Raw genomic sequence first — 18,127 nt, 5'->3', positions numbered from 1 at the left:
CTGTTCGTTTTTATCGAACGTGGGTTGCAAAGAACCGCTCTTTATTGAGGAGGGAGCAGCGCAGATATTGGGCCCAACGGCGATTAGGCCGCAACAAACCAAATCAGGAGGCTTCAATGACCTTACAGCTAACAGGCATTCATCACCTGACTGCCATAACGGCGAATGCGCCGGAAAATCTTCGCTTCTACACGCAGACTCTTGGCTTGCGACTAGTCAAGAAGACCGTCAATCAGGATGATACAAGCGCCTACCATCTGTTCTACGCGGATGGCGAAGCGACCCCAGGCACCGATCTGACATTCTTCGACTGGCCAGTTGGTCCAGAGCGTCGTGGCACGCATAGCATCGCGCGCACCGGCTTGCGCGTTGGAAGCAAGTCGAGTCTCGACTGGTGGAAAGCCCGATTTGTCGAGCTTGGCGTGAAATCTGGCGATGTTGCGGAGATTGGCGGCTATGATTCGCTCGATTTCGAGGATGCTGAAGGACAGCGCTTCCGTCTGATCAATGATGGCGGCGCCGAGCCATCTTATCCGTGGGACCGAAGCCCTGTTCCGGCAGAGCATCAGATCCGCGGTCTTGGCCCGATCACGATCAGCGTGCCTGACATCACCAATACCGAGGCTATCCTCCTGCGTGTAATGAACATGCGTCACGTCAATACCTACCAATCTCCGGATGGCGCGGGCCATGTTCACGTGTTCGCAATGGGTGAGGGCGGTCCGGCAGCTGAGTTGCATGTGGCAGTTCAACCAGACCTTCCTGTTGCAAGGCAGGGCGCAGGAGCCGTGCACCATGTGGCGTTTCGCGCACCGGACGTGCAACAGCTGCATGAATGGACCGAACGGTTGAAGGAGTTCCGCATGCCGTCAAGCGGCGAGGTCGAACGCTACTACTTCCGTTCGCTGTATTTCCGCGAACCGAATGGCATTCTATTCGAAATCGCGACGGACGGTCCGGGATTCACAGTCGATGAACCTCTGGCGACTTTGGGCGAGGGTCTGTCGCTGCCGCCCTTCCTTGAGAGCAAGCGTGCTTCGATCGAAGCCGGACTTAAGCCGCTTGTATAAGAAATGACAGAAGACAGGCTGGATCAAGTCTGGCCTGTCTTCGACATCAACCATTGGCGGACGACCTCGATGTCATGCGCCCCCGTTTCGTGCCCTGCAGGTACGCTTGCGGTCGTAATGTCGGCGCCGGCTTTCTTTAATTCCGCTTCGAGCGCGGGCGAGTGTGCCCCAAAGAGGTCGTGGTCGCCGGTGACGGCAAGAATTCTCGTGCCGCTCAGATCAGCTTCTGGCGCTTCTTCCAGAACTTTCGTTGCGCGGAGCAGAACCGCGTTGCGGACCAGGTGCGGATGCAACTGCATCATTGCTGCAAGCAGATTCGCGCCATTGGAATAACCGAGAAATATCGTCTGCTGGAGATCAAGCCCATAGGACTCTACCGCGCCCCCGATGAAGGCAGCAAGTGCGCCTGCTTCGGAGCGAATATCCTTCTGGTCAAAGCTGAGCGGCCCAAAACGCCGAAACCAGCGGGCCGAGCCTTCTTCATTGCTGCGCCCGCGCAGACCGATCAGCGTTGCATCGGGCGCTACCTTTGCGGCGAGAGGCATGAGGCTGGCTTCATTGCCGCCAGTTCCATGCAGAAGCACAATGGTCTGCCGATCTGGACGGTCTGGCGCGTAGACGCGGTGAATGAACGGAAGCTCGCGATAGATGAAGCGTTCTTCCTTGGGCATGCCGAATTGCGGCAGCATGACTTTCAGGTTTTCAGATTCCTCCGCGAAATGTGGCGGGATGAATAATCCGGAGCCGAGCGCCTCCGAGGTCTCGTCAATCAGCATGCCGGGTCCATCCGTTGCCATTTCGAACAGCGTACCGCCGGGCTCGCGCACATAGATTGAATGGAAATATTTGCGGTCATGCATCGCTGTCGCATCTGCACCATTCGATATCAGATGATCATAGGTCGCGGTTACTTCGGAAATATCCCCAGCGCGAAAGGCGATGTGGTCAATAGTTCCGGTCCCGGGCGCGGAGCTCCAGAAGCCCGTTGCATCGCGAACGTCGACACAATCACCGGATGCCGAAACCATTCTTGTAACCGTCTCGCTTTGATCGCCGGCGGTATATGAGAAATAACTTTCGAGGAAAGCACGTGTTTCCTGGGGTTTTTCAGTGAGGACCGTTGCACCCCGGATGCGACGCACCGCATCGCTTGCAGGAATTCCGTCACTGCTCCATGCATGACCTGGTTGGACACTTTCTGAGCCCACGAGCTTCACAATGACACCGTCAGGATCGAAAAGGCGCAGGACGGGCTCACCGAATTCCTGGACAGGGCCTGATGCCGCGATGTTGAATTGCAGGGCGCGGGTCAACCAGAACCCAATGCTCTCGGGGGCGATGGCCAACGATATCTCACTGGACTGCCCATAACCGACACGGCCCGGGGCACCGTCTTCCCAAACGAGAAAGGTAATGAGCGATCCAGGTGTGCCCGACGCATCGCCATATAGCAGGTGGAGCTGGGTCGCGTCCTCAAAACCACCCGTTTTCTTGACGAGACGCAGCCCAAGGAACCCGACGTAAAAATCGACGTTTGCCTGCACCTTGCGCGTGATCAGGGTGATGTGGTGGATACCGCCCGCCATAAGTGTCTCCCGACTGTCCGTATCCGACTGTTACGAGGAAAGGGCGAAGGGCGCAATGCTGCCGTGCGGCAACGATGTTGCTCAAAAAACAACACCCACCGCGGGAGGAGGTGCGGTGGGTGCTATTTGTAAAGACCGGCTGGGAGGGAGGAGTGCCGGTCTTTATACGTCCGTGGCTTGGGAGGAGGAGAGCCCCGGACGTGAACCATATTTCGATTACTGAGCCGAAGCGGCCTTCTTGGCGACGAAGGAGATATCGCCGCGGGAGATGCCGAGGTCATTCAGTTCACGTGCAGACAGGCGGTTCAGTTCCGTGACGGTGTCACGATAGCGGCGCCAGTTGTTGTAAGAGCGGATCAGATTCATTTCACTCACCTATAAGTTCTTGTTTGTTGGATCATTTCTCGATCGGTGAGCTGGATATAGTGAACGGCTCGCGAAACTTGCAGTGACAGTTTTGCATAGCTGCTTTGCAACGAAATGATGGGTCAATCAGGCGAAATCTGGGCGTTCAAACTTATGCCGCAATCAGGCTCGCGCTTTCGCCCTCGACGTTCTCGATGGAGAGACGCGCTGCGTCTTTTTTGCAGCCCGTTGGGCAAGCTCCTTGTCCGCCTTCTTGGCCGCTGCTTCGCATTGCTTGCGAAACTTTTCCACTTCTTCCTCGGTCAGATGCTCGATGCCGATGAAGGTGTTTTTGGCTTCCGATACGCGTACGAGCTCATCGAGTTTTGCCTGAATCGCAATGCCGTCGCGATTTTGGGTGTTCTGAATGAGGAAGACCATCAGAAAGGTGATGATGGTGGTGCCGGTATTGATGATCAGTTGCCAGGTGTCGGAAAAACCGAAGATCGGACCGCTGATACCCCACACGACGACGATCAGGCAACATAGGATGAAGGCAATGGGTTTACCGGCTGCAAATGCGATTTCATTGGCAATGCGAGTGAATAATTTGCCTGACATCATCTGGCTCCGCGCGTGAACCGGCGTCGATGCCGGCCCTCGATAACTGCGCGACGGCTCGAATAGTTCCACAAGCTATCGGACGTGGATTATCGATAGCCGGTAGCGTCGGCATGCTTGCCGGCATCTTGCACCTCCGGAACATACCGCCACGCATCGGGACGGGAGCCGTCAAGGTCGGTAAAGCCATAGACCTGTGCCAATCCACCGCTCGAAAGTGATTGTCCGTTCCAGCGCGAGCGATCCGGGTCAGACGCGAGGGCGGCCACGGCACGCCCGACGAACCTCGGTGTCTCAGAAATCACAAAGTGCGGTATCCTCGCCGTCGCATCGCGCCAGTTTTCTTCTGTCACGCCAAATGCTTCCAGCATCATTTCCGAACGTAACCACCCCGGCGTCACGCAGACCGAGGTAGCGCCATGCGGTGCGAGATCTTTGGCGTGCGCCCAGGCCAAGCGATTTACTGACACTTTCGCCAGATCATAGAAGGGCGAAAGGCGGTAGTGATCCGCGTTGTATTCGGCCGTTCCATCCGTCACCTCCACCAGTAGGCCTCCCGGGCGCTCGATCAGCAGAGGGAGCGCATAATGCGCCGTGATCAGATGCGTATCAATTCCGAGTCTCAGCATACGCAGCCCGTTCTGAAGATTGTGTTCCCAGACCGGCTTGTTCCATTCGAACAGCTTCTCTCCGCCCCATATATCGTTGACGAGGACGTCAAGACGACCCTGTTCGTCCCGGATGCGCTCAACCAGCCTTTGGACCTCATCGGCAACGAGGTGGTCAACCCGAACGGCAATGCCCTTGCCGCCAGATGATGTTACCAGTTCTGCCGTTTCCTCAATGGTTTCGGGGCGTGCATATTCGGATTGGCGCTCGTGCGTCGTCCGGCCAGTCACATAGACCGTTGCGCCGGCGGCTCCCAATTCCACCGCGATACCTCGACCCGCACCGCGCGTTCCGCCGGCAACCAAAGCGACTTTTCCTTCAAGCGTCATCGAACTCTCCCAAAGTTGGAACTTTCCCGTTAACGGACTGGTATCGGCCTCGGAATGATATATAAATGATTATTCGGTTATAAATGGATGTCAAGATGACTCGACCTAAAACGCTATCTGACGAGAGCGTATTGAAGATCGCTCACCAGCTGATACACGAGCACGGACCGGAGGTACTCACCTTTGCGCGACTGGCAAAGGCGTGCGGTCTTTCTCCTGCAACGCTCGTTCAGCGCTTCGAGAACATGGCTGGACTCAAGCAAAAGACATTGCTTTATGCTTGGGATCGACTGGATGAAAAGACCGTGGCGCTCGCGGCTATCGTTCCAAAAACCGCCGAGGGTGCAATCGCCCTCCTGGTAGCCCTTTCCAGGGACTATGGGGGAATCGAGTCCTACGCGGAGGGCCTCCTCGTTTTGCGCGAAGATCTCCGCGATCCCGCCCTTCGATCGCGGGGAGCAGGCTGGAAGGTTGCATTGTCGAGTGCTCTTGAAGATTGTTTTGCCGGGGTGCCGAATACCCCTCCGGGCATAGGGCTGCTGATGGCTTCGCAATGGCAAGGCTCACTGCTTTGGTGGAGTTTTGATCCGCAGGAAAAGGTGGAACGCTGCGTCGAGGACAGCCTCATTCGTTTTGTTGACGCGATCATCCCGTCCAGACTAGCGGCTAAGGGTCGACCATATTGACAGGTCCTGACCCTAATGGTTGCTGTGCAAGTGCATGCGGAGGCGGCGACCGCAGCATTTCTTGAACTTCTTGCCGGAACCGCAAGGGCACGGATCATTGCCGCTGCGCTGTAGCCGGCCGATCAGGGGCAGCATCATCGCGGCAGGCAAAAAATTTGCGGCAAGAACTGCCAGCTTTGCCGAGATGCCTGGCACGACCAGGCGTCGGCCGGATTTGAACCCTCGCCATGCGTGCTCGGCCACGTCCTGTGGATCCAGCTTGGGCAAAAGGCTGAAGAGCGATGCATGTTTGGCGCCGGCGCGTTCGTAAAACTCTGTCGACACCGGTCCCGGCGCTACGCATGTAACCGTGACACCGGTGCGGCGCAGTTCCTGATGAAGCGCTTCCGAAAAAGATCGAACGAAACTCTTACTGGCGTAGTACAACGCCATGTAGGGCCCAGGAACGAATCCAGCGACGGAACTGAGATTGAGCACTCCACCCCGCCCGCGTGTCACCATTGCCGGCAGGAAATGCAGCGTAAGTTCCGTAAGGGCGCGAATGTTGAGATCAATGATGCCAAGCTGATCATCCATAGGAAGCGCTGTCGCTGCGCCTCGCAGGCCGTAGCCGGCGCTGTTGACCAAGACATCGCAGATCAAGCCATGCGCGGATAGAAACTCTTCGAGAAGCGCCGGCGCATCACGCGCCAGGAGATCCAGCTCGAGCGTGAATGCCTCGCCACCTGCCTCCCGCACCTCGACCGCCGCAGCGCTCAAGCCCCCCGGTGAGCGCGCGATAAGCACCACCGCCCCGCGTTCCCGGGCGGCGACTCTGGCAATTGCCCGTCCAATACCGCCCGATGCGCCAATCACGACGACAGCCGGACGGAGCTCACTTGACGAAATCATGACGTTTTCCCCGAGGCTGCCGTTTCGATGGAGCGGGCCCTTCTTTCGCTTGGCCAACCCTGAGCGCATCCATTATCGCGCTTTCAAACATGTTCTCACCATAAAAATGCGTCTCGGCAACTCACCCTGTTTGGTCTTCCTGCTTTTCAATAACAGTAGCATTTTGAGCCCGCCCGCCCAGCTCGTCGGCGACAGGGCCGTTCAGAATTTTTTCGAACCTCTCCAGTGCCCGCGCGACATTGGCTCCATCCATGACCCGGTGGTCATAGTGGATGCGGACCCTCACCGACCCATCATCGCCGATCAAACCGTAATTGAGGAGCGTGGTCAAAGGCGTAAGCGGATTGAGCGACTCTGCCCCAAGGCCCGAATATACGGACAGCTGGAATGTTCCGAAACGGTTTGCTCTCTGCCGTCCAATGTTCAGTCCGAGCCACATCAGCGTCCGCCTGATTGGTGTCGGGAGGCGCGCAACGCCCAAGGCCCGACGGAACTCCTTCACCTCAAGGACGGGACGTGTCCGTGCAGCTTGGACCAGCGCCTCAAGTTCTGCGACAGATCGGTGTTCAGGGTCCTTGATAAGGCTTAAAAGTACGACCCGCTCACCGTCATGCTCCCGCTCATGGGCAATTGAGGCAACGCTGAGGGGATATTCGTAAAGCTGGGGCCAAGGAAACTTTACGTAGGCGCGCCGTAGCTCCGGGGTTTCCGCAGCGAGAAGCGCGTACCCTTTCAAAAAGAGTACCGTCCAGGAGGGCTTGGTATGCAGCGCCTTTCTGGCCTTTAAGAGAGAGCCAAGGTCCATTTGGCGCTGCACGGTGACTCGCGGCACACCGATCGAAAATCTCATCAGGTCGTTGACCAGGCGCCGGGGCGCTGAAAGCTTGAGAGCACGGCCTCGCATCGTATGACCTCTAATAGATATAAGGGATAATTCTTTTGGTCCTCTCCATATACGTACGGTACTGCGGGCCGAAATTCTCCAGCATCATACGTTCCTCCTTGCTTACCCGCAGAAAAAAAAGGACTGCAAAGCCGATCAATCCTGCCAGACCGGCAACCCAATTGGCCAGCAGAAAGGCTTGACCGAGCCCCATGAGAAGGAAAGAAGTGTACATCGGGTGACGGACAAAGGCATACGGTCCGGAGGAAACCAGTCTATGCTGCTCGCGAATTTCCAGTGTGATCGACCAATTCCGGCCCAATTCCTTATGGGATCTGCGAAAAACCCAAAGCGCTAAAGCGAAAATGACCGTTCCCAGTGCAACGGCCCAAGCGCTGGCGGCATAGTCTGCTGATCCAGGTATGCCGGTGGCGACATAAAATCCGGGCAAGATCGCGAGGCCAAAGAGAGCCGAGACAAGCCCGATGATTTCGGAGCGCGAGCGAACGTCACTTACGACGCGCACGCGCTTGGCGCGACGCTCGAACGGGTACCGGATGACATACCAAGCGACGATGCCGAGCACCCATACGATCTCGCCAACTGAACCCACTGATATGTTCACTCTATTTCACCAAAGCCTTTTCTGCGATCTGAATCGCCATGAGCCGTGCTCAAGATGCTTGAGGCTTTGTCGGCTGAGAGCCGCTTAGGAACAGCGATTCTCTCAAAATCTAACCTGCAGGCCCGGTGTACCCGATCGCATTCGGCCCTCCGTTCATCTCTCGAAGCTTGGTTACATATTGTTGCGGACGGAGCCAGATGCCGGGTGTTTCATACCCCATGGAGCGCGCGATTTCCCCTACGAAGGCATTACAGTTATATATCGTTGCCTGCCAAAATCGGGATTTGGCTTGCAGCTTGCGTATGTAAGCGACAACTTTATTGTACTCGGCTTCGCTCAATGTGACGCGCCAGCTTGCCGATCTGTACCGGTCGTCCAGGTCGCCGTCACTCTCACCGGTTTCAGCGGGCACGGGTATGTAGTGGCCGAGAACATAAGGAACGGCACTATTTGAAGCCGGGTGGAGGCCGGCTACTTCGCGGTCGACCACTTTTCCCGATTTGTCCAGACGGCCAAAAATCACGTAGGTGTGCCCATAGCTAAGGGCGTAGCGGGAGCGGAACTCGATATAGTAGCGCGCGGCCCTTTGTTGAGGTGATTTCACCGTTGCCGAGGTAACTGCGACGGCTGCTCCACCATTGCTGACACTCGATTCGGTAGCTCCGCGCGACTGACACGCCGCCAGCGCCAGTGCCAGCGAAACTACGAGCAATAGACGACCACTCATGAGCGTCATCCTATTCACGAACTCCGAAAAAGCGCAGACCTAAAGCCAGTTCATGCCCGATACCAATAAACAGGCAGCCGCACCGCAAGTTGTGAAGCAGACCAAAGTCCGGGTCTTGTCGTGGAAGGGCCATTCGGCCCTTCCACATCCTGACTAAAGCAAGTGCTTATTTGTATACTGGCGCCGCTGCGGGCTCTTCAGCGACTGGCGGCGGAGCTTTCCCCTTACCGATCGACCCACAGGCGCTTAGACTGGCAACAGCTAACGTGGCAACTACAACAAATAGAATCCGGCTCATCAGACAATCCTTTCCCTCAAAGGCGAGTAGGCTACCGATGGTAGAGTACTACCAATGGTAGAGTACCATAAATGGTAGTGATGGCTAGGGCCCGGTGCAGGAAAGGCAAAAATTGTGTCCGGTTTGCAACAGCCCGGCGATTCACCCCACGGACGGCGCGGCGCGGCGGCTCTCACCGCGCTGCGAGCAGATGATGGCGTGACGCGAAAATGTCAGATGATCACCACCGGCGTTCCCAAAGGGGTGCGGTTATAGAGATCAACGATGTCCTCGTTCGTCAAACGGATGCACCCGTTCGACACTGCTTGGCCAATCAACCAGGGCTCATTTGTACCATGCAGCCGGAACAAGGTGTCACGCCCGTCGCGGTAGAGGTAAAGTCCCCGCGCACCAAGCGGGTTGTCTGGACCGCCGGGAACACCGTTTGCGTACTGCAGAAGGCGTGGCTTGCGCTTCATCATACTTGCTGTTGGCCTCCACGAGGGCCATTCTTCTTTGCGGCCGATCGTTGCTCTCCCCTTGAGCGTTAGTCCCTCCTCGCCGACGGCAATGCCATAGCGTGTCGCCCATCCGTTTCCCTCAACCGAATAGAGGAAACGCTCTGATGTATTGACGACGAGGGTCCCAGGCGGCTCGCTTCCCTCATAGGGGACTTCCTGCCGCCTCAGACGAGGGTCCATGCCTGATGGCACAGCAAAGGCAGATGAAATAGGCGCGAAAGTCTGGCGTACGGCTGGCGTGCAACCGGACGTTATCAGTGCCAGGCTACCCAGCATGAGTCCCCGACGTGTGATCTTCTCATTATTCATATTTGCCCTGCCCAGGTGAACCGCATTGCGTTCTTCTTAACATTCCAGCGCCTGCTGGCCAAGCCTTGCTCGTGGCTTGGGTGCGGAGATGCAAAAAACGCCGGTTGGCCCGATGTTTTGGTATTGTAATGTGAGTGGATTGCCTTGCAGGAGCCCCAGGCACTATCCGGTGTTTCAGGCTTGGGCTGGGCGAAGTAAATGGCGCGCCCGAAAGGATTCGAACCTCTGACCCCCAGATTCGTAGTCTGGTGCTCTATCCAGCTGAGCTACGGGCGCGTGCCACAATTGCGCGTTAGTCTGCGCAGCGCGGTTCGTAATGGGTTGAGAACTGAATTGCAAGCTGCTTCGGTAAAAAAACCGCAACTATTTTCCACGCGATGATTGGCCTGTGGATTCTTCGGTGGCTTATCTGTTGGTACGGCCACTTGGCTGCGGCTGGTGTCATACGAAGCAAAGGCCCGGACTTTGCCGGGCCTAATGATCGGATCAAAGATTGCGGCCGATCGCCAGATATTTGTCGCGCCGGTCCTGTCGCAATGTGTCACCGTCCATGTTGCCCATGGATTTGAGGGCAACGTTTATAATGTTGCCGGTCGCCTCGATTGCAGCTTCCTTGCCCCGATGGGCGCCGCCTACGGGTTCGGGAATGATGCCATCGATGATTTTTAGCTCGTATAGATCCTGAGCGGTGATGCGCATCGATGTGGCGGCATCCTTGGCGCGGGTGGAATCGTGCCAAAGGATAGATGCAGCACCTTCCGGAGAGATTACAGAATAGATCGAATGCTCAAGCATATAAACGCGATTGGCGGTAGCGATGGCGATAGCGCCACCCGAGCCACCTTCACCGATGATGACAGATACGATCGGTACTTTCAGACTAAGGCACGCCGCCGTCGAACGAGCAATGGCTTCGGCCTGGCCGCGTTCCTCGGCAGCGATCCCGGGAAACGCGCCTGCCGTATCGACAAGGGTCAACACCGGCAGTTTGAAACGGTCTGCGAGTTCCATCACGCGCACGGCTTTGCGGTAGCCTTCGGGCATGGCCATTCCAAAATTGTGCTTGAGGCGGGTCTTCGTGTCGTTGCCTTTTTCCTGACCGATCACCGCAACAGCTTGGCCATTAAAGCGGGCAAGCCCTGCCTGGACTGCATCATCGTCGGCATAATTGCGATCGCCGGCAAGCGGGGTGAAGTCAGTAAAGAGCTTGGAGATGTAGTCCACGCAATGCGGGCGGTCTGGATGGCGGGCGATCTGGGCCTTCTGCCAGGGAGTGAGCTTGCGGTAAAGATCCCGCAGCGCTTCGGCAGACCTTTTTTCCAGCCGGACGATCTCTTCATTGGTATCGAGTGCGTCGCCTTCTTCCGCGAGCTTTTTCAGTTCGAGAATCTTGCCATCGAGATCGGCAACCGGCTTTTCAAAATCAAGGTAGTTGTACATGGACGAGGTGTCTGCCTGCAAAACGGTGGATTTTTCATGGTCTAACTGGCTGTTGCCGAAGCGCATGTCAAGGAAGCAAGCCGAGATGGCGCCTTGGCCGCGCAACTTATGCGGGGAATTCCGGCGAACGTGTGGTGGCTATTTGGCTCTGCTCGCGCGTTTTGCTGTTTTTGCAGGCGCTGGTATCTTGGCCACGCGCCGTCGCCTTTTCGGTTTCGTACGTTGCCAGCCGATCCATCTTCCTTCGCCTTCATAATTGTGGAAACCCACTGCCGCTGCATCAAGCCCGCGCCGCAATTCATCAAGATCAAGCCCTGGCATCTGCTGGAGGAAGGCGTCCGGCAGGCGATTGATATCAAGGCAGTCAATGTCGAAATAGATATGCTCCGGTCCGTTTTGGCCTGCTACCGTAATGAACCACTGACTTTCCATATAGTCTCCAAACCAAGGATCCGGGAACATTGACGGCGAAAAGGCAAAACCAAACGCGGTGATTTCCTCCCAGCGCCAGTGCTGCCGCCAGCCCATGGTCCGTATCAGGTGGCTGGAACGGGTAAATCCGGCGGCGTCAAAACGGATTACTTCGCCGTCGGGTTCAACAGGCGGTGGCTCAGGTCCGGAAAATATCTTTTTCAACAGTTGCCACATGGACATTCCGCCAGAAGCTTCAGGGTCCTGACCCTAGTCTGCCAGAGGGTGGTGCTCCGTTACAAGCCTATGTAGCCGTTCTTCCATGACGTGAGTGTAGATCTGTGTTGTCGATATATCGGAATGACCAAGCAATTGCTGTACGGCACGCAAGTCGGCACCGTTCTGCAGCAGGTGGCTGGCAAAGGCATGGCGAAGGACATGAGGAGAAATTGCAGATGTTTTCAATCCAGCCCGCGCAGCCAAACCCTTCAGTTCCCGTGCAAACACCTGTCGCGCCAGGAAGCCGCTTTCCGATAGGGCCGGGAACAGCCAGGGACTTTCCGACAGGTTGGGCTGCCTGTCCCGCACCGCCAGATATATCGCCATGCTATCCCGCGCCTTTCCCGAAAGCGGAACCATGCGATCTTTCGAACCCTTACCGCGCACAATCAGGAACCGATTATCTGATCTTGCTACCGTAACCGGCAAGCCCACGAGTTCGGAGACGCGAAGGCCCGTTGCATAGAGAATTTCAAGAAGCGCATGCAGTCGAAGGGCGTTAAAATGCATTGCACTGGACGAATTCGCATCCTTGGTCTCTAATTCGGCACGCGAGAGCAGTTTCTCCACATCGGCTTCACTGAGAATTTTGGGCAGAGAGCGATCTTTTTTAGGTGTGTCCAGAGTACTGGTGGGATCATCGGCACGGATATTCTCCGTATAAAGAAAACGAAAGAACTGACGCAATGCCGAAAGGCGCCGAGCCTGTGATGTCGCGGCAAAGCCACGGCCGGCGATATCGTCGAGATAGGAGCGGATGAGAGTGGGGTGCGCCTGGGTCAGTTGCAGACCCCTCGCGGCACTGAAGGCAGCGGCATCTTCGAGATCGCGGCGATAGGAATCCAACGTGTTCTGTGCCGCTCCCCGTTCTGCACTCATCATCTCAAGGAAAGTCTCAATAGCAGCGGCTGCGCGCATCGGCTTACTTCGGCTTATCGGGTTTGGGATTAAGCTTTTCTGCTGGAATACGAATGGTCATTTCCGTCTGTGTCGGATGCACGAATGTCACCAGCACAATCATTCCCGCATAGACAAGCCCGGCGAGAACCGCGAGCATTATGATCAATCGTGTAAGCGTCGGCATTTGCTATTCGAATCGTTTGGCGGCCTTCATTGTAGGTTCCATAATCCTGCAATCAAACCCTTATGATTTGATGAAGCTGGCGAGACCGTGTCTAACGCTATAGTTTGCTTGACGACAGCACGGTTTTCCTGTCGAAACGCAGTCATGAGCACACCTGAAGACATCGTTGTTGCAACACAGATACCGGAGTTGGCAAAATCCATTCGTGAGCGTCTTGGACATAGGTCGATCGTGCTCGTCGGATTGATGGGAGCGGGCAAATCCACGGTTGGCAAAAAGCTCGCGACGATGGTTGAATTGCCATTTTTCGATGCTGATCATGAGATCGAAAAAGTGTCGACCATGACCATTCCGGAACTCTTCGAAGCCTATGGCGAGGCAGAGTTTCGCGATCTGGAGCGCCGTGTCATCGCGCGCATGCTGGAGGATGGACCGATTGTGCTGGCCACCGGCGGGGGCGCCTACATGAACGATCAGACGCGCCAGGCCATTGCCTCGGAAGGTATCTCGCTTTGGCTAAAGGCAGAGCTTGATGTGCTGATGGGGCGCGTTGTCCGGAAACAAAACAGACCGCTGTTAAAAAATGACAATCCGCGGGGTGTGATGGAACGGCTTATGTCTGAGCGCTATCCTGTCTATGCCCTTGCCGATCTGACGATAAATTCTCGCGAAGAGAAGAAAGAAATCATTGCCTTGGAAGCAATGCAGGCTATTGCCAATCACCTGGATGGCATTGCCATGACCAATGAGGAAACCGGTTCATGACCGAGATGACTGCCCCGCGCGCAACCACCACCGTTCCGGTCAAGCTCGGCGACCGTTCCTATGACATCCTCATCGGATCAGGCCTGATCGAGCGGGCCGGGCACGAGATTGCCAGACGAGCCAACTCCGTGCGCGTCGCCATAGTCAGCGATGAGACGGTTGCCGGATTGCATCTTGATCGCCTCACCCAAAGCCTTGACGCTGCCGGCATCGACTCCACCCCGATCCTTGTCGCGCCCGGCGAGAAATCCAAAGGGTTTGCGACACTGGAAACCGTGACCAATGCAATCCTTGCTGCACGGCTTGAGCGTGGCGATATCGTGGTCGCATTCGGTGGCGGTGTCGTTGGTGACCTGGCCGGTTTTGCGGCGGGGATTGCCCGCCGTGGCATGGGGTTCATTCAGATGCCAACGTCACTATTGGCGCAGGTCGATTCTTCCGTTGGCGGCAAGACCGGGATTAACACCGGACATGGCAAGAATCTCGTTGGCGTATTCTATCAGCCACTCCTGGTTCTGGCCGATACGGATGTTCTGGATACGCTTTCCCCGCGTGAATTCCGGGCGGGTTATGCTGAAGTTGCCAAATATGGCCTGATCGACAGGCCGGATTTCTTTGCATGGCTGGAAAAAAACTGGCGCGGGATCTTTGCTGGCGGCCCGGAGCGGACCGAGGCAATCGCGATATCATGCCAGTCCAAGGCGGACGTAGTGGCAAGAGATGAGCGCGAGACGGGAGATCGCGCGCTGCTCAATCTTGGCCACACTTTCGGTCATGCCTTGGAAACCGCCACGAATTATGATTCCACGCGGCTCGTGCATGGCGAAGGCGTCTCGATAGGCATGGTTCTCGCTCACCAGTTTTCCGCCAAGATGAACCTGGCGAGTCCTGATGACGCACGCCGCGTCGAAACACATCTGCGTGGTGTGGGGCTTCCGGTATCAATTGCTGACATTCCCGGCGATTTGCCACCCGCAGAACAATTGATGGACTATATTGCACAGGACAAGAAGGTAGCGCGCGGGGCGCTAACTTTTATTCTCACGCGCGGCATCGGTCAGTCCTTTATTGCAAAAGACGTACCGCCATCAGCCGTATTGAGCTTCCTGCTGGAGAAACATCCAAAATGAACCTGGAAATCTGGATCTTTTGCGGAATTATATTCGTTTTGATCCTGATGTCTGCCCTGTTCTCGGGGTCTGAAACCGCTCTGACCGCTGTATCGCGGGCTCGAATGCACCGCCTGGCAAAGCGCGGCGACGAACGGGCCGCCGTGGTGGAGGCCCTGATCGAAAAGCGCGATCGACTGATCGGCGTCATGTTGATCGGCAACAACCTCATCAACATCCTGGCATCGTCGCTCACGACAAGCATGCTGCTTACCCTGTTCGGTCAGGCCGGTGTTGCCTACGCAACCGCGATCATGACTGTCCTTCTCGTTATTTTTGCAGAAGTCCTACCCAAATCCTGGGCCATCTCCGGCCCCGACCGCAATGCACTCGCACTTGTTAGGTTTGCTCAGATTGTCGTCATTCTGTTCGGTCCTCTTTCCGATTTCGTCAACTGGATTGTCCGGAAGATTCTGGGCTTGTTTGGTATCAACCTCGCTGCGGGCGCTTCCATGCTCTCGGCGCAAGAAGAGTTGCGCGGTGCAGTAGACCTGCTGCACAAGGAGGGCTCTGTGGTTAAGCGTGATCGCGACCAGATCGGCGGGCTGCTCGATCTGCGCGAGCTTGAGGTCTATGACGTCATGATCCATCGGACCAATATGGATTCGGTCAATGCCGATGATCCGATCGAAACCATCATCAACCAGATCCTGGCGAGCCATCACACCCGGATCCCGGTTTGGAAGGACGCCAATGACAATATTGTCGGGGTTGTCCATGCCAAGGATCTCGTGCGGGCGATCCGTGATGCGGACCGGGATTTCTCCAAGATCAACATCATGAAAGTGGCAACGAAGCCATGGTTCGTGCCGGACACGACAACGCTTCAGGATCAGCTTAATGCGTTTCTGCGGCGCAAGGCGCATATAGCAATCGTTGTTGATGAGTATGGCGATGTGCAGGGCCTGATCACACTCGAAGACATCCTGGAGGAGATCGTCGGTGAAATCGCCGATGAGCATGATATCGACGTGCAAGGCTGCCGCCCGCAGCCGGATGGCTCGGTTCTAGTGGATGGCTCCGTGCCGATCCGCGATCTTAACCGTGCCCTCGACTGGCATCTGCCTGACGCCGAGGCAACTACCATAGCCGGACTTGTCATCCACGAAACGCAGAGCATTCCCAAGGAGAAGCAGGCGTTTACCTTTCACGGTAAGCGTTTCACGATCCTGCGGCGGGAAAAAAATCGTATTACGCGTTTGCGCATTCGACCGATCGAAGACGAAGACAAGGCAAAGTTGATCTGAGTTCGGTCTCAGACCGGAACATTCTTCAGCGCCGTGTTTCCTCGCCCGGTGCAGCGGGTTCCAGCGCCAGCGCGTGCACGCTGCCCTTCAATTCGTCCTGCAGAACTTCGTTGATGGCGCGATGTCGCGCAACACGCGACATGCCGGTAAAAGCCGCCGCGACAATCCGCACGCGAAAATGCGTTTCGCCTGAACCATCAAATGTGCCATGATGATCGCTGTCAGAATGATGGTGACCAGCGTGGAGGTGGCTTTCATTGATGACTGCCAAAGAAACGGGATGAAAAGCCTGCGTCAGTTTGTTTTCGATCGCTGACTGAGTGGACATTTCGTTCTCCTGCGCCCATATGGTAGTTTCACTTGGCAAATCCGTACATGATCACAAATTTACCGCCATTTCAGGCGTTAGGTCGATCCATGGGTAAATGTCAATTCATGCTTAGATCAGATAACTTGACTCGATGACCTCAAATTCGAAATATTTTGACAGCATCCGCATCCGGCCCAAGAAGGCGGAAGAGGAAAAATCGCGCACTCCGGTGTGCCAGTGGGATGGGTGCGACAAGCCCGGCCCGCATCGTGCACCTGTGGGCCGCATGAAAGAAGGCGAGTTTTTTCACTTCTGCATCGATCATGTGCGTGAGTACAACAAGGGCTACAATTATTTCTCGGGCCTTTCCGACGCCGAGGTGGCACGCTATCAAAAAGAGGCGTTGACGGGAGACCGCCCGACCTGGACGATCGCCGGCTTGCCGGGAAGCGGTGCCGGCGCCAGTGCGCAAGCTGCAACCGCTGGCGGATCCAGGACATCGCCTGATTTTTCGAAACTGCGCTCGGGCCGCGCTGCCTACCAGAACCGGTTCCGAGATCCCAACAGCGTCTTCAACGAAGCGAGGGTGCATGTCCGCAAGCCCAAGCCCCTGGAAGCAAAAGCGCTGGATACGCTTGGACTTGGTGCAAAAGCCAGTGGCGAAGATATTAAGTCGCGCTATAAAGAACTGGTGAAGCGCCACCACCCCGACGCAAACGGCGGTGATCGGGCTTCCGAGGATCGTTTCCGTGACGTAATCCAGGCCTATCAATTGCTCAAACAGGCAGGTTTCTGCTAACCACGGTTGAGCCGAATTCGAGACCCTTCCGGGTTTCAAGACTGTGACTATCTTTATGCGTCTGCGCGTGCAGTCGCGCTGGAGGCATGATGAACAAGGTTGATCGCGATATTGCGAATTTGCCGGATACAACGGTTTCAGTTTCAAGGCTTTTCGGGTTTGAATCCGACATGATGGTTCCTGCCTATAAGGCAGGCGACGCCTACGTACCCGAAATCGATACTGACTATTTGTTCGACAAACAGACGACGCTCGCCATTCTTGCGGGCTTTGCCTACAATCGCCGCGTCATGGTTTCCGGTTATCACGGCACAGGCAAATCAACCCACATCGAACAAGTCGCGGCACGTCTCAATTGGCCCTGCGTTCGCGTCAATCTCGACAGCCATGTCAGCCGTATCGATCTGGTCGGCAAAGATGCGATCGTCGTCAAGGAAGGCATGCAGATCACGGAATTCCGCGATGGTATCCTGCCCTGGGCCTATCAGCACAACGTCGCCCTGGTTTTCGACGAATATGACGCGGGCCGTCCGGACGTAATGTTCGTGATCCAGCGCGTTCTCGAATCATCTGGTCGTCTGACGTTGCTCGACCAGAGCCGCGTTATTCGGCCGCACCCGGCCTTCCGCCTATTTGCTACGGCCAACACAGTCGGCCTCGGAGATACGACGGGTCTTTACCATGGGACACAGCAGATCAACCAGGCGCAGATGGACCGCTGGTCCATCGTGACGACGCTCAACTACCTGCCGCACGACAATGAGGCGGCCATCGTTGCGGCAAAGGCCAAGCATTACCAGAACAAGGAAGGCAAAGAGATCATCTCCAAGATGGTCCGCGTTGCCGATATGACGCGTTCCGCTTTCATCAATGGTGATTTGTCGACAGTCATGAGCCCTCGTACGGTTATCACCTGGGCGGAAAATGCCGATATCTTCAAGGATGTCGGTTTTGCCTTCCGTTTGACCTTCCTCAACAAGTGCGATGAACTGGAACGCCCGATCGTTGCCGAATTTTATCAGCGCGCCTTTGGCAAGGAACTGCCTGAATCAACGGCCAACGTCGTCATAAGCTGAGCATCACC

The 18,127-nt window shown here is 56.1% G+C and carries 22 protein-coding genes and 1 tRNA gene; 7 read left to right on the top strand and 16 right to left on the bottom strand.

The annotated features are described in order from the left end of the window. Positions 1-116 precede the first annotated feature (116 nt). Positions 117-1,070, top strand: a complete 954-nt coding sequence (locus CU103_RS26170; RefSeq protein WP_106666966.1) for a ring-cleaving dioxygenase — start codon at positions 117-119, stop codon at positions 1,068-1,070. Positions 1,071-1,093: 23 nt separating this feature from the next. Here the strand turns inward: CU103_RS26170 and CU103_RS26165 are convergent, their stop codons facing one another. The 4 genes from CU103_RS26165 to CU103_RS26150 all read right to left on the bottom strand — a co-directional run bounded on the left by CU103_RS26165 (position 1,094) and on the right by CU103_RS26150 (position 4,620). Continuing rightward, positions 1,094-2,656: a VOC family protein gene (locus CU103_RS26165; RefSeq protein WP_106666965.1), complete on the bottom strand. Its 1,563-nt coding sequence runs from the start codon at positions 2,654-2,656 to the stop codon at positions 1,094-1,096. 216 nt (positions 2,657-2,872) lie between these two features. Continuing rightward, entirely contained in the window at positions 2,873-3,022 is a 150-nt protein-coding gene (locus tag CU103_RS26160) for a DUF1127 domain-containing protein (protein WP_106666964.1), read from the bottom strand. 162 nt (positions 3,023-3,184) lie between these two features. Continuing rightward, complete coding sequence (locus CU103_RS26155) at positions 3,185-3,622, bottom strand: low affinity iron permease family protein (RefSeq protein ID WP_106666963.1); 438 nt, start codon at positions 3,620-3,622, stop codon at positions 3,185-3,187. Positions 3,623-3,711: 89 nt separating this feature from the next. Beyond that, positions 3,712-4,620, bottom strand: coding sequence for an SDR family oxidoreductase (locus tag CU103_RS26150; protein WP_106666962.1), 909 nt, complete (start codon positions 4,618-4,620; stop codon positions 3,712-3,714). A gap of 95 nt (positions 4,621-4,715) precedes the next feature. Here CU103_RS26150 and CU103_RS26145 point away from each other — a divergent pair, with 95 nt between their 5' ends. Further along, positions 4,716-5,306, top strand: a complete 591-nt coding sequence (locus CU103_RS26145; RefSeq protein WP_106667050.1) for a TetR/AcrR family transcriptional regulator — start codon at positions 4,716-4,718, stop codon at positions 5,304-5,306. A 12-nt stretch (positions 5,307-5,318) separates the two neighbouring features. On the opposite strand, the gene CU103_RS26140 is transcribed toward CU103_RS26145, so the two are convergent. The 11 genes from CU103_RS26140 to CU103_RS26090 form a co-directional block, all read right to left on the bottom strand. Next, the gene (locus CU103_RS26140; protein ID WP_106666961.1) at positions 5,319-6,197 is read right to left on the bottom strand and encodes an SDR family NAD(P)-dependent oxidoreductase; all 879 of its coding nucleotides are present in this window, start codon (positions 6,195-6,197) and stop codon (positions 5,319-5,321) included. A 121-nt stretch (positions 6,198-6,318) separates the two neighbouring features. Continuing rightward, positions 6,319-7,101, bottom strand: coding sequence for a hypothetical protein (locus CU103_RS26135; RefSeq protein ID WP_106666960.1), 783 nt, complete (start codon positions 7,099-7,101; stop codon positions 6,319-6,321). A gap of 10 nt (positions 7,102-7,111) precedes the next feature. Next, complete coding sequence (locus tag CU103_RS26130) at positions 7,112-7,699, bottom strand: protein-S-isoprenylcysteine O-methyltransferase (RefSeq protein ID WP_106667049.1); 588 nt, start codon at positions 7,697-7,699, stop codon at positions 7,112-7,114. A 115-nt stretch (positions 7,700-7,814) separates the two neighbouring features. Beyond that, a complete protein-coding gene (locus CU103_RS26125) occupies positions 7,815-8,441 on the bottom strand; it encodes a hypothetical protein (protein ID WP_106666959.1) in 627 nt (208 codons plus the stop codon). A gap of 157 nt (positions 8,442-8,598) precedes the next feature. Continuing rightward, positions 8,599-8,730 (bottom strand): ABC transporter, encoded by a 132-nt coding sequence (locus tag CU103_RS32305; protein WP_106666958.1) that lies wholly within the window; start codon positions 8,728-8,730, stop codon positions 8,599-8,601. A gap of 212 nt (positions 8,731-8,942) precedes the next feature. Next, positions 8,943-9,539: a L,D-transpeptidase gene (locus tag CU103_RS26115; protein ID WP_106666957.1), complete on the bottom strand. Its 597-nt coding sequence runs from the start codon at positions 9,537-9,539 to the stop codon at positions 8,943-8,945. A 199-nt stretch (positions 9,540-9,738) separates the two neighbouring features. Continuing rightward, positions 9,739-9,815, bottom strand: a tRNA-Arg gene (locus CU103_RS26110). 210 nt (positions 9,816-10,025) lie between these two features. Next, a complete protein-coding gene (locus CU103_RS26105) occupies positions 10,026-10,979 on the bottom strand; it encodes an acetyl-CoA carboxylase carboxyltransferase subunit alpha (RefSeq protein WP_106667048.1) in 954 nt (317 codons plus the stop codon). Between the two features lie 138 nt (positions 10,980-11,117). Further along, entirely contained in the window at positions 11,118-11,615 is a 498-nt protein-coding gene (locus CU103_RS26100) for a hypothetical protein (protein WP_146147874.1), read from the bottom strand. Between the two features lie 45 nt (positions 11,616-11,660). After that, positions 11,661-12,587: a site-specific tyrosine recombinase XerD gene (xerD, locus tag CU103_RS26095; RefSeq protein ID WP_106666955.1), complete on the bottom strand. Its 927-nt coding sequence runs from the start codon at positions 12,585-12,587 to the stop codon at positions 11,661-11,663. 4 nt (positions 12,588-12,591) lie between these two features. Beyond that, positions 12,592-12,753 carry a histidine kinase gene (locus CU103_RS26090; protein WP_106666954.1) on the bottom strand — a complete coding sequence of 54 codons (162 nt, stop codon included), beginning with the start codon at positions 12,751-12,753 and terminating at the stop codon, positions 12,592-12,594. Positions 12,754-12,897: 144 nt separating this feature from the next. Between CU103_RS26090 and CU103_RS26085 the strand changes: the two genes are divergently transcribed. Genes CU103_RS26085 through CU103_RS26075 form a run of 3 tightly spaced genes read left to right on the top strand, consistent with a single transcriptional unit; the run spans position 12,898 to position 15,934 of the window. Next, positions 12,898-13,518, top strand: coding sequence for a shikimate kinase (locus CU103_RS26085; RefSeq protein ID WP_106666953.1), 621 nt, complete (start codon positions 12,898-12,900; stop codon positions 13,516-13,518). Further along, complete coding sequence (gene aroB / locus CU103_RS26080; protein WP_410010337.1) at positions 13,515-14,648, top strand: 3-dehydroquinate synthase; 1,134 nt, start codon at positions 13,515-13,517, stop codon at positions 14,646-14,648. Before CU103_RS26085 ends, aroB begins: the two co-directional genes overlap by 4 nt. Continuing rightward, entirely contained in the window at positions 14,645-15,934 is a 1,290-nt protein-coding gene (locus CU103_RS26075; protein WP_106666952.1) for an HlyC/CorC family transporter, read from the top strand. The genes aroB and CU103_RS26075 overlap by 4 nt, the downstream gene beginning before the upstream one ends. Before the next feature lie 25 nt (positions 15,935-15,959). On the opposite strand, the gene CU103_RS26070 is transcribed toward CU103_RS26075, so the two are convergent. Then, the gene (locus tag CU103_RS26070; RefSeq protein ID WP_106666951.1) at positions 15,960-16,262 is read right to left on the bottom strand and encodes a BolA family protein; all 303 of its coding nucleotides are present in this window, start codon (positions 16,260-16,262) and stop codon (positions 15,960-15,962) included. Between the two features lie 133 nt (positions 16,263-16,395). Here CU103_RS26070 and CU103_RS26065 point away from each other — a divergent pair, with 133 nt between their 5' ends. Further along, a complete protein-coding gene (locus tag CU103_RS26065) occupies positions 16,396-17,043 on the top strand; it encodes a J domain-containing protein (RefSeq protein WP_106666950.1) in 648 nt (215 codons plus the stop codon). Positions 17,044-17,132: 89 nt separating this feature from the next. Beyond that, positions 17,133-18,119, top strand: coding sequence for a cobaltochelatase subunit CobS (cobS, locus tag CU103_RS26060; RefSeq protein ID WP_106666949.1), 987 nt, complete (start codon positions 17,133-17,135; stop codon positions 18,117-18,119). The last annotated feature ends 8 nt before the right edge of the window (positions 18,120-18,127 follow it).

The sequence above is a fragment of the Phyllobacterium sophorae genome (genome assembly GCF_003010965.1).
In the GTDB taxonomy this organism is placed as follows: Bacteria; Pseudomonadota; Alphaproteobacteria; order Rhizobiales; family Rhizobiaceae; genus Phyllobacterium; species Phyllobacterium sophorae.
Note: the sequence above shows the minus strand (reverse complement) of the source record. Positions and strands in the feature narration are given on the sequence as shown.

Excerpts from the sequence above, each read along its gene's own strand:
- CU103_RS26065 (WP_106666950.1), top strand. The coding sequence starts at position 16,396 with ATGACCTCAAATTCGAAATATTTTGACAGCATCCGCATCCGGCCCAAG.
- CU103_RS26160 (WP_106666964.1), bottom strand. The coding sequence starts at position 3,022 with ATGAATCTGATCCGCTCTTACAACAACTGGCGCCGCTATCGTGACACC.
- CU103_RS26125 (WP_106666959.1), bottom strand. The coding sequence starts at position 8,441 with ATGACGCTCATGAGTGGTCGTCTATTGCTCGTAGTTTCGCTGGCACTG.
- CU103_RS26105 (WP_106667048.1), bottom strand. The coding sequence starts at position 10,979 with ATGTACAACTACCTTGATTTTGAAAAGCCGGTTGCCGATCTCGATGGC.
- CU103_RS26075 (WP_106666952.1), top strand. The coding sequence starts at position 14,645 with ATGAACCTGGAAATCTGGATCTTTTGCGGAATTATATTCGTTTTGATC.
- CU103_RS26115 (WP_106666957.1), bottom strand. The coding sequence starts at position 9,539 with ATGAATAATGAGAAGATCACACGTCGGGGACTCATGCTGGGTAGCCTG.
- CU103_RS26085 (WP_106666953.1), top strand. The coding sequence starts at position 12,898 with ATGAGCACACCTGAAGACATCGTTGTTGCAACACAGATACCGGAGTTG.
- CU103_RS26135 (WP_106666960.1), bottom strand. The coding sequence starts at position 7,101 with ATGCGAGGCCGTGCTCTCAAGCTTTCAGCGCCCCGGCGCCTGGTCAAC.
- CU103_RS26140 (WP_106666961.1), bottom strand. The coding sequence starts at position 6,197 with ATGATTTCGTCAAGTGAGCTCCGTCCGGCTGTCGTCGTGATTGGCGCA.
- cobS (WP_106666949.1), top strand. The coding sequence starts at position 17,133 with ATGAACAAGGTTGATCGCGATATTGCGAATTTGCCGGATACAACGGTT.
- CU103_RS26145 (WP_106667050.1), top strand. The coding sequence starts at position 4,716 with ATGACTCGACCTAAAACGCTATCTGACGAGAGCGTATTGAAGATCGCT.
- CU103_RS26070 (WP_106666951.1), bottom strand. The coding sequence starts at position 16,262 with ATGTCCACTCAGTCAGCGATCGAAAACAAACTGACGCAGGCTTTTCAT.
- xerD (WP_106666955.1), bottom strand. The coding sequence starts at position 12,587 with ATGCGCGCAGCCGCTGCTATTGAGACTTTCCTTGAGATGATGAGTGCA.
- CU103_RS26150 (WP_106666962.1), bottom strand. The coding sequence starts at position 4,620 with ATGACGCTTGAAGGAAAAGTCGCTTTGGTTGCCGGCGGAACGCGCGGT.
- CU103_RS26090 (WP_106666954.1), bottom strand. The coding sequence starts at position 12,753 with ATGCCGACGCTTACACGATTGATCATAATGCTCGCGGTTCTCGCCGGG.
- CU103_RS26170 (WP_106666966.1), top strand. The coding sequence starts at position 117 with ATGACCTTACAGCTAACAGGCATTCATCACCTGACTGCCATAACGGCG.
- aroB (WP_410010337.1), top strand. The coding sequence starts at position 13,515 with ATGACCGAGATGACTGCCCCGCGCGCAACCACCACCGTTCCGGTCAAG.
- CU103_RS26155 (WP_106666963.1), bottom strand. The coding sequence starts at position 3,622 with ATGTCAGGCAAATTATTCACTCGCATTGCCAATGAAATCGCATTTGCA.
- CU103_RS32305 (WP_106666958.1), bottom strand. The coding sequence starts at position 8,730 with ATGAGCCGGATTCTATTTGTTGTAGTTGCCACGTTAGCTGTTGCCAGT.
- CU103_RS26165 (WP_106666965.1), bottom strand. The coding sequence starts at position 2,656 with ATGGCGGGCGGTATCCACCACATCACCCTGATCACGCGCAAGGTGCAG.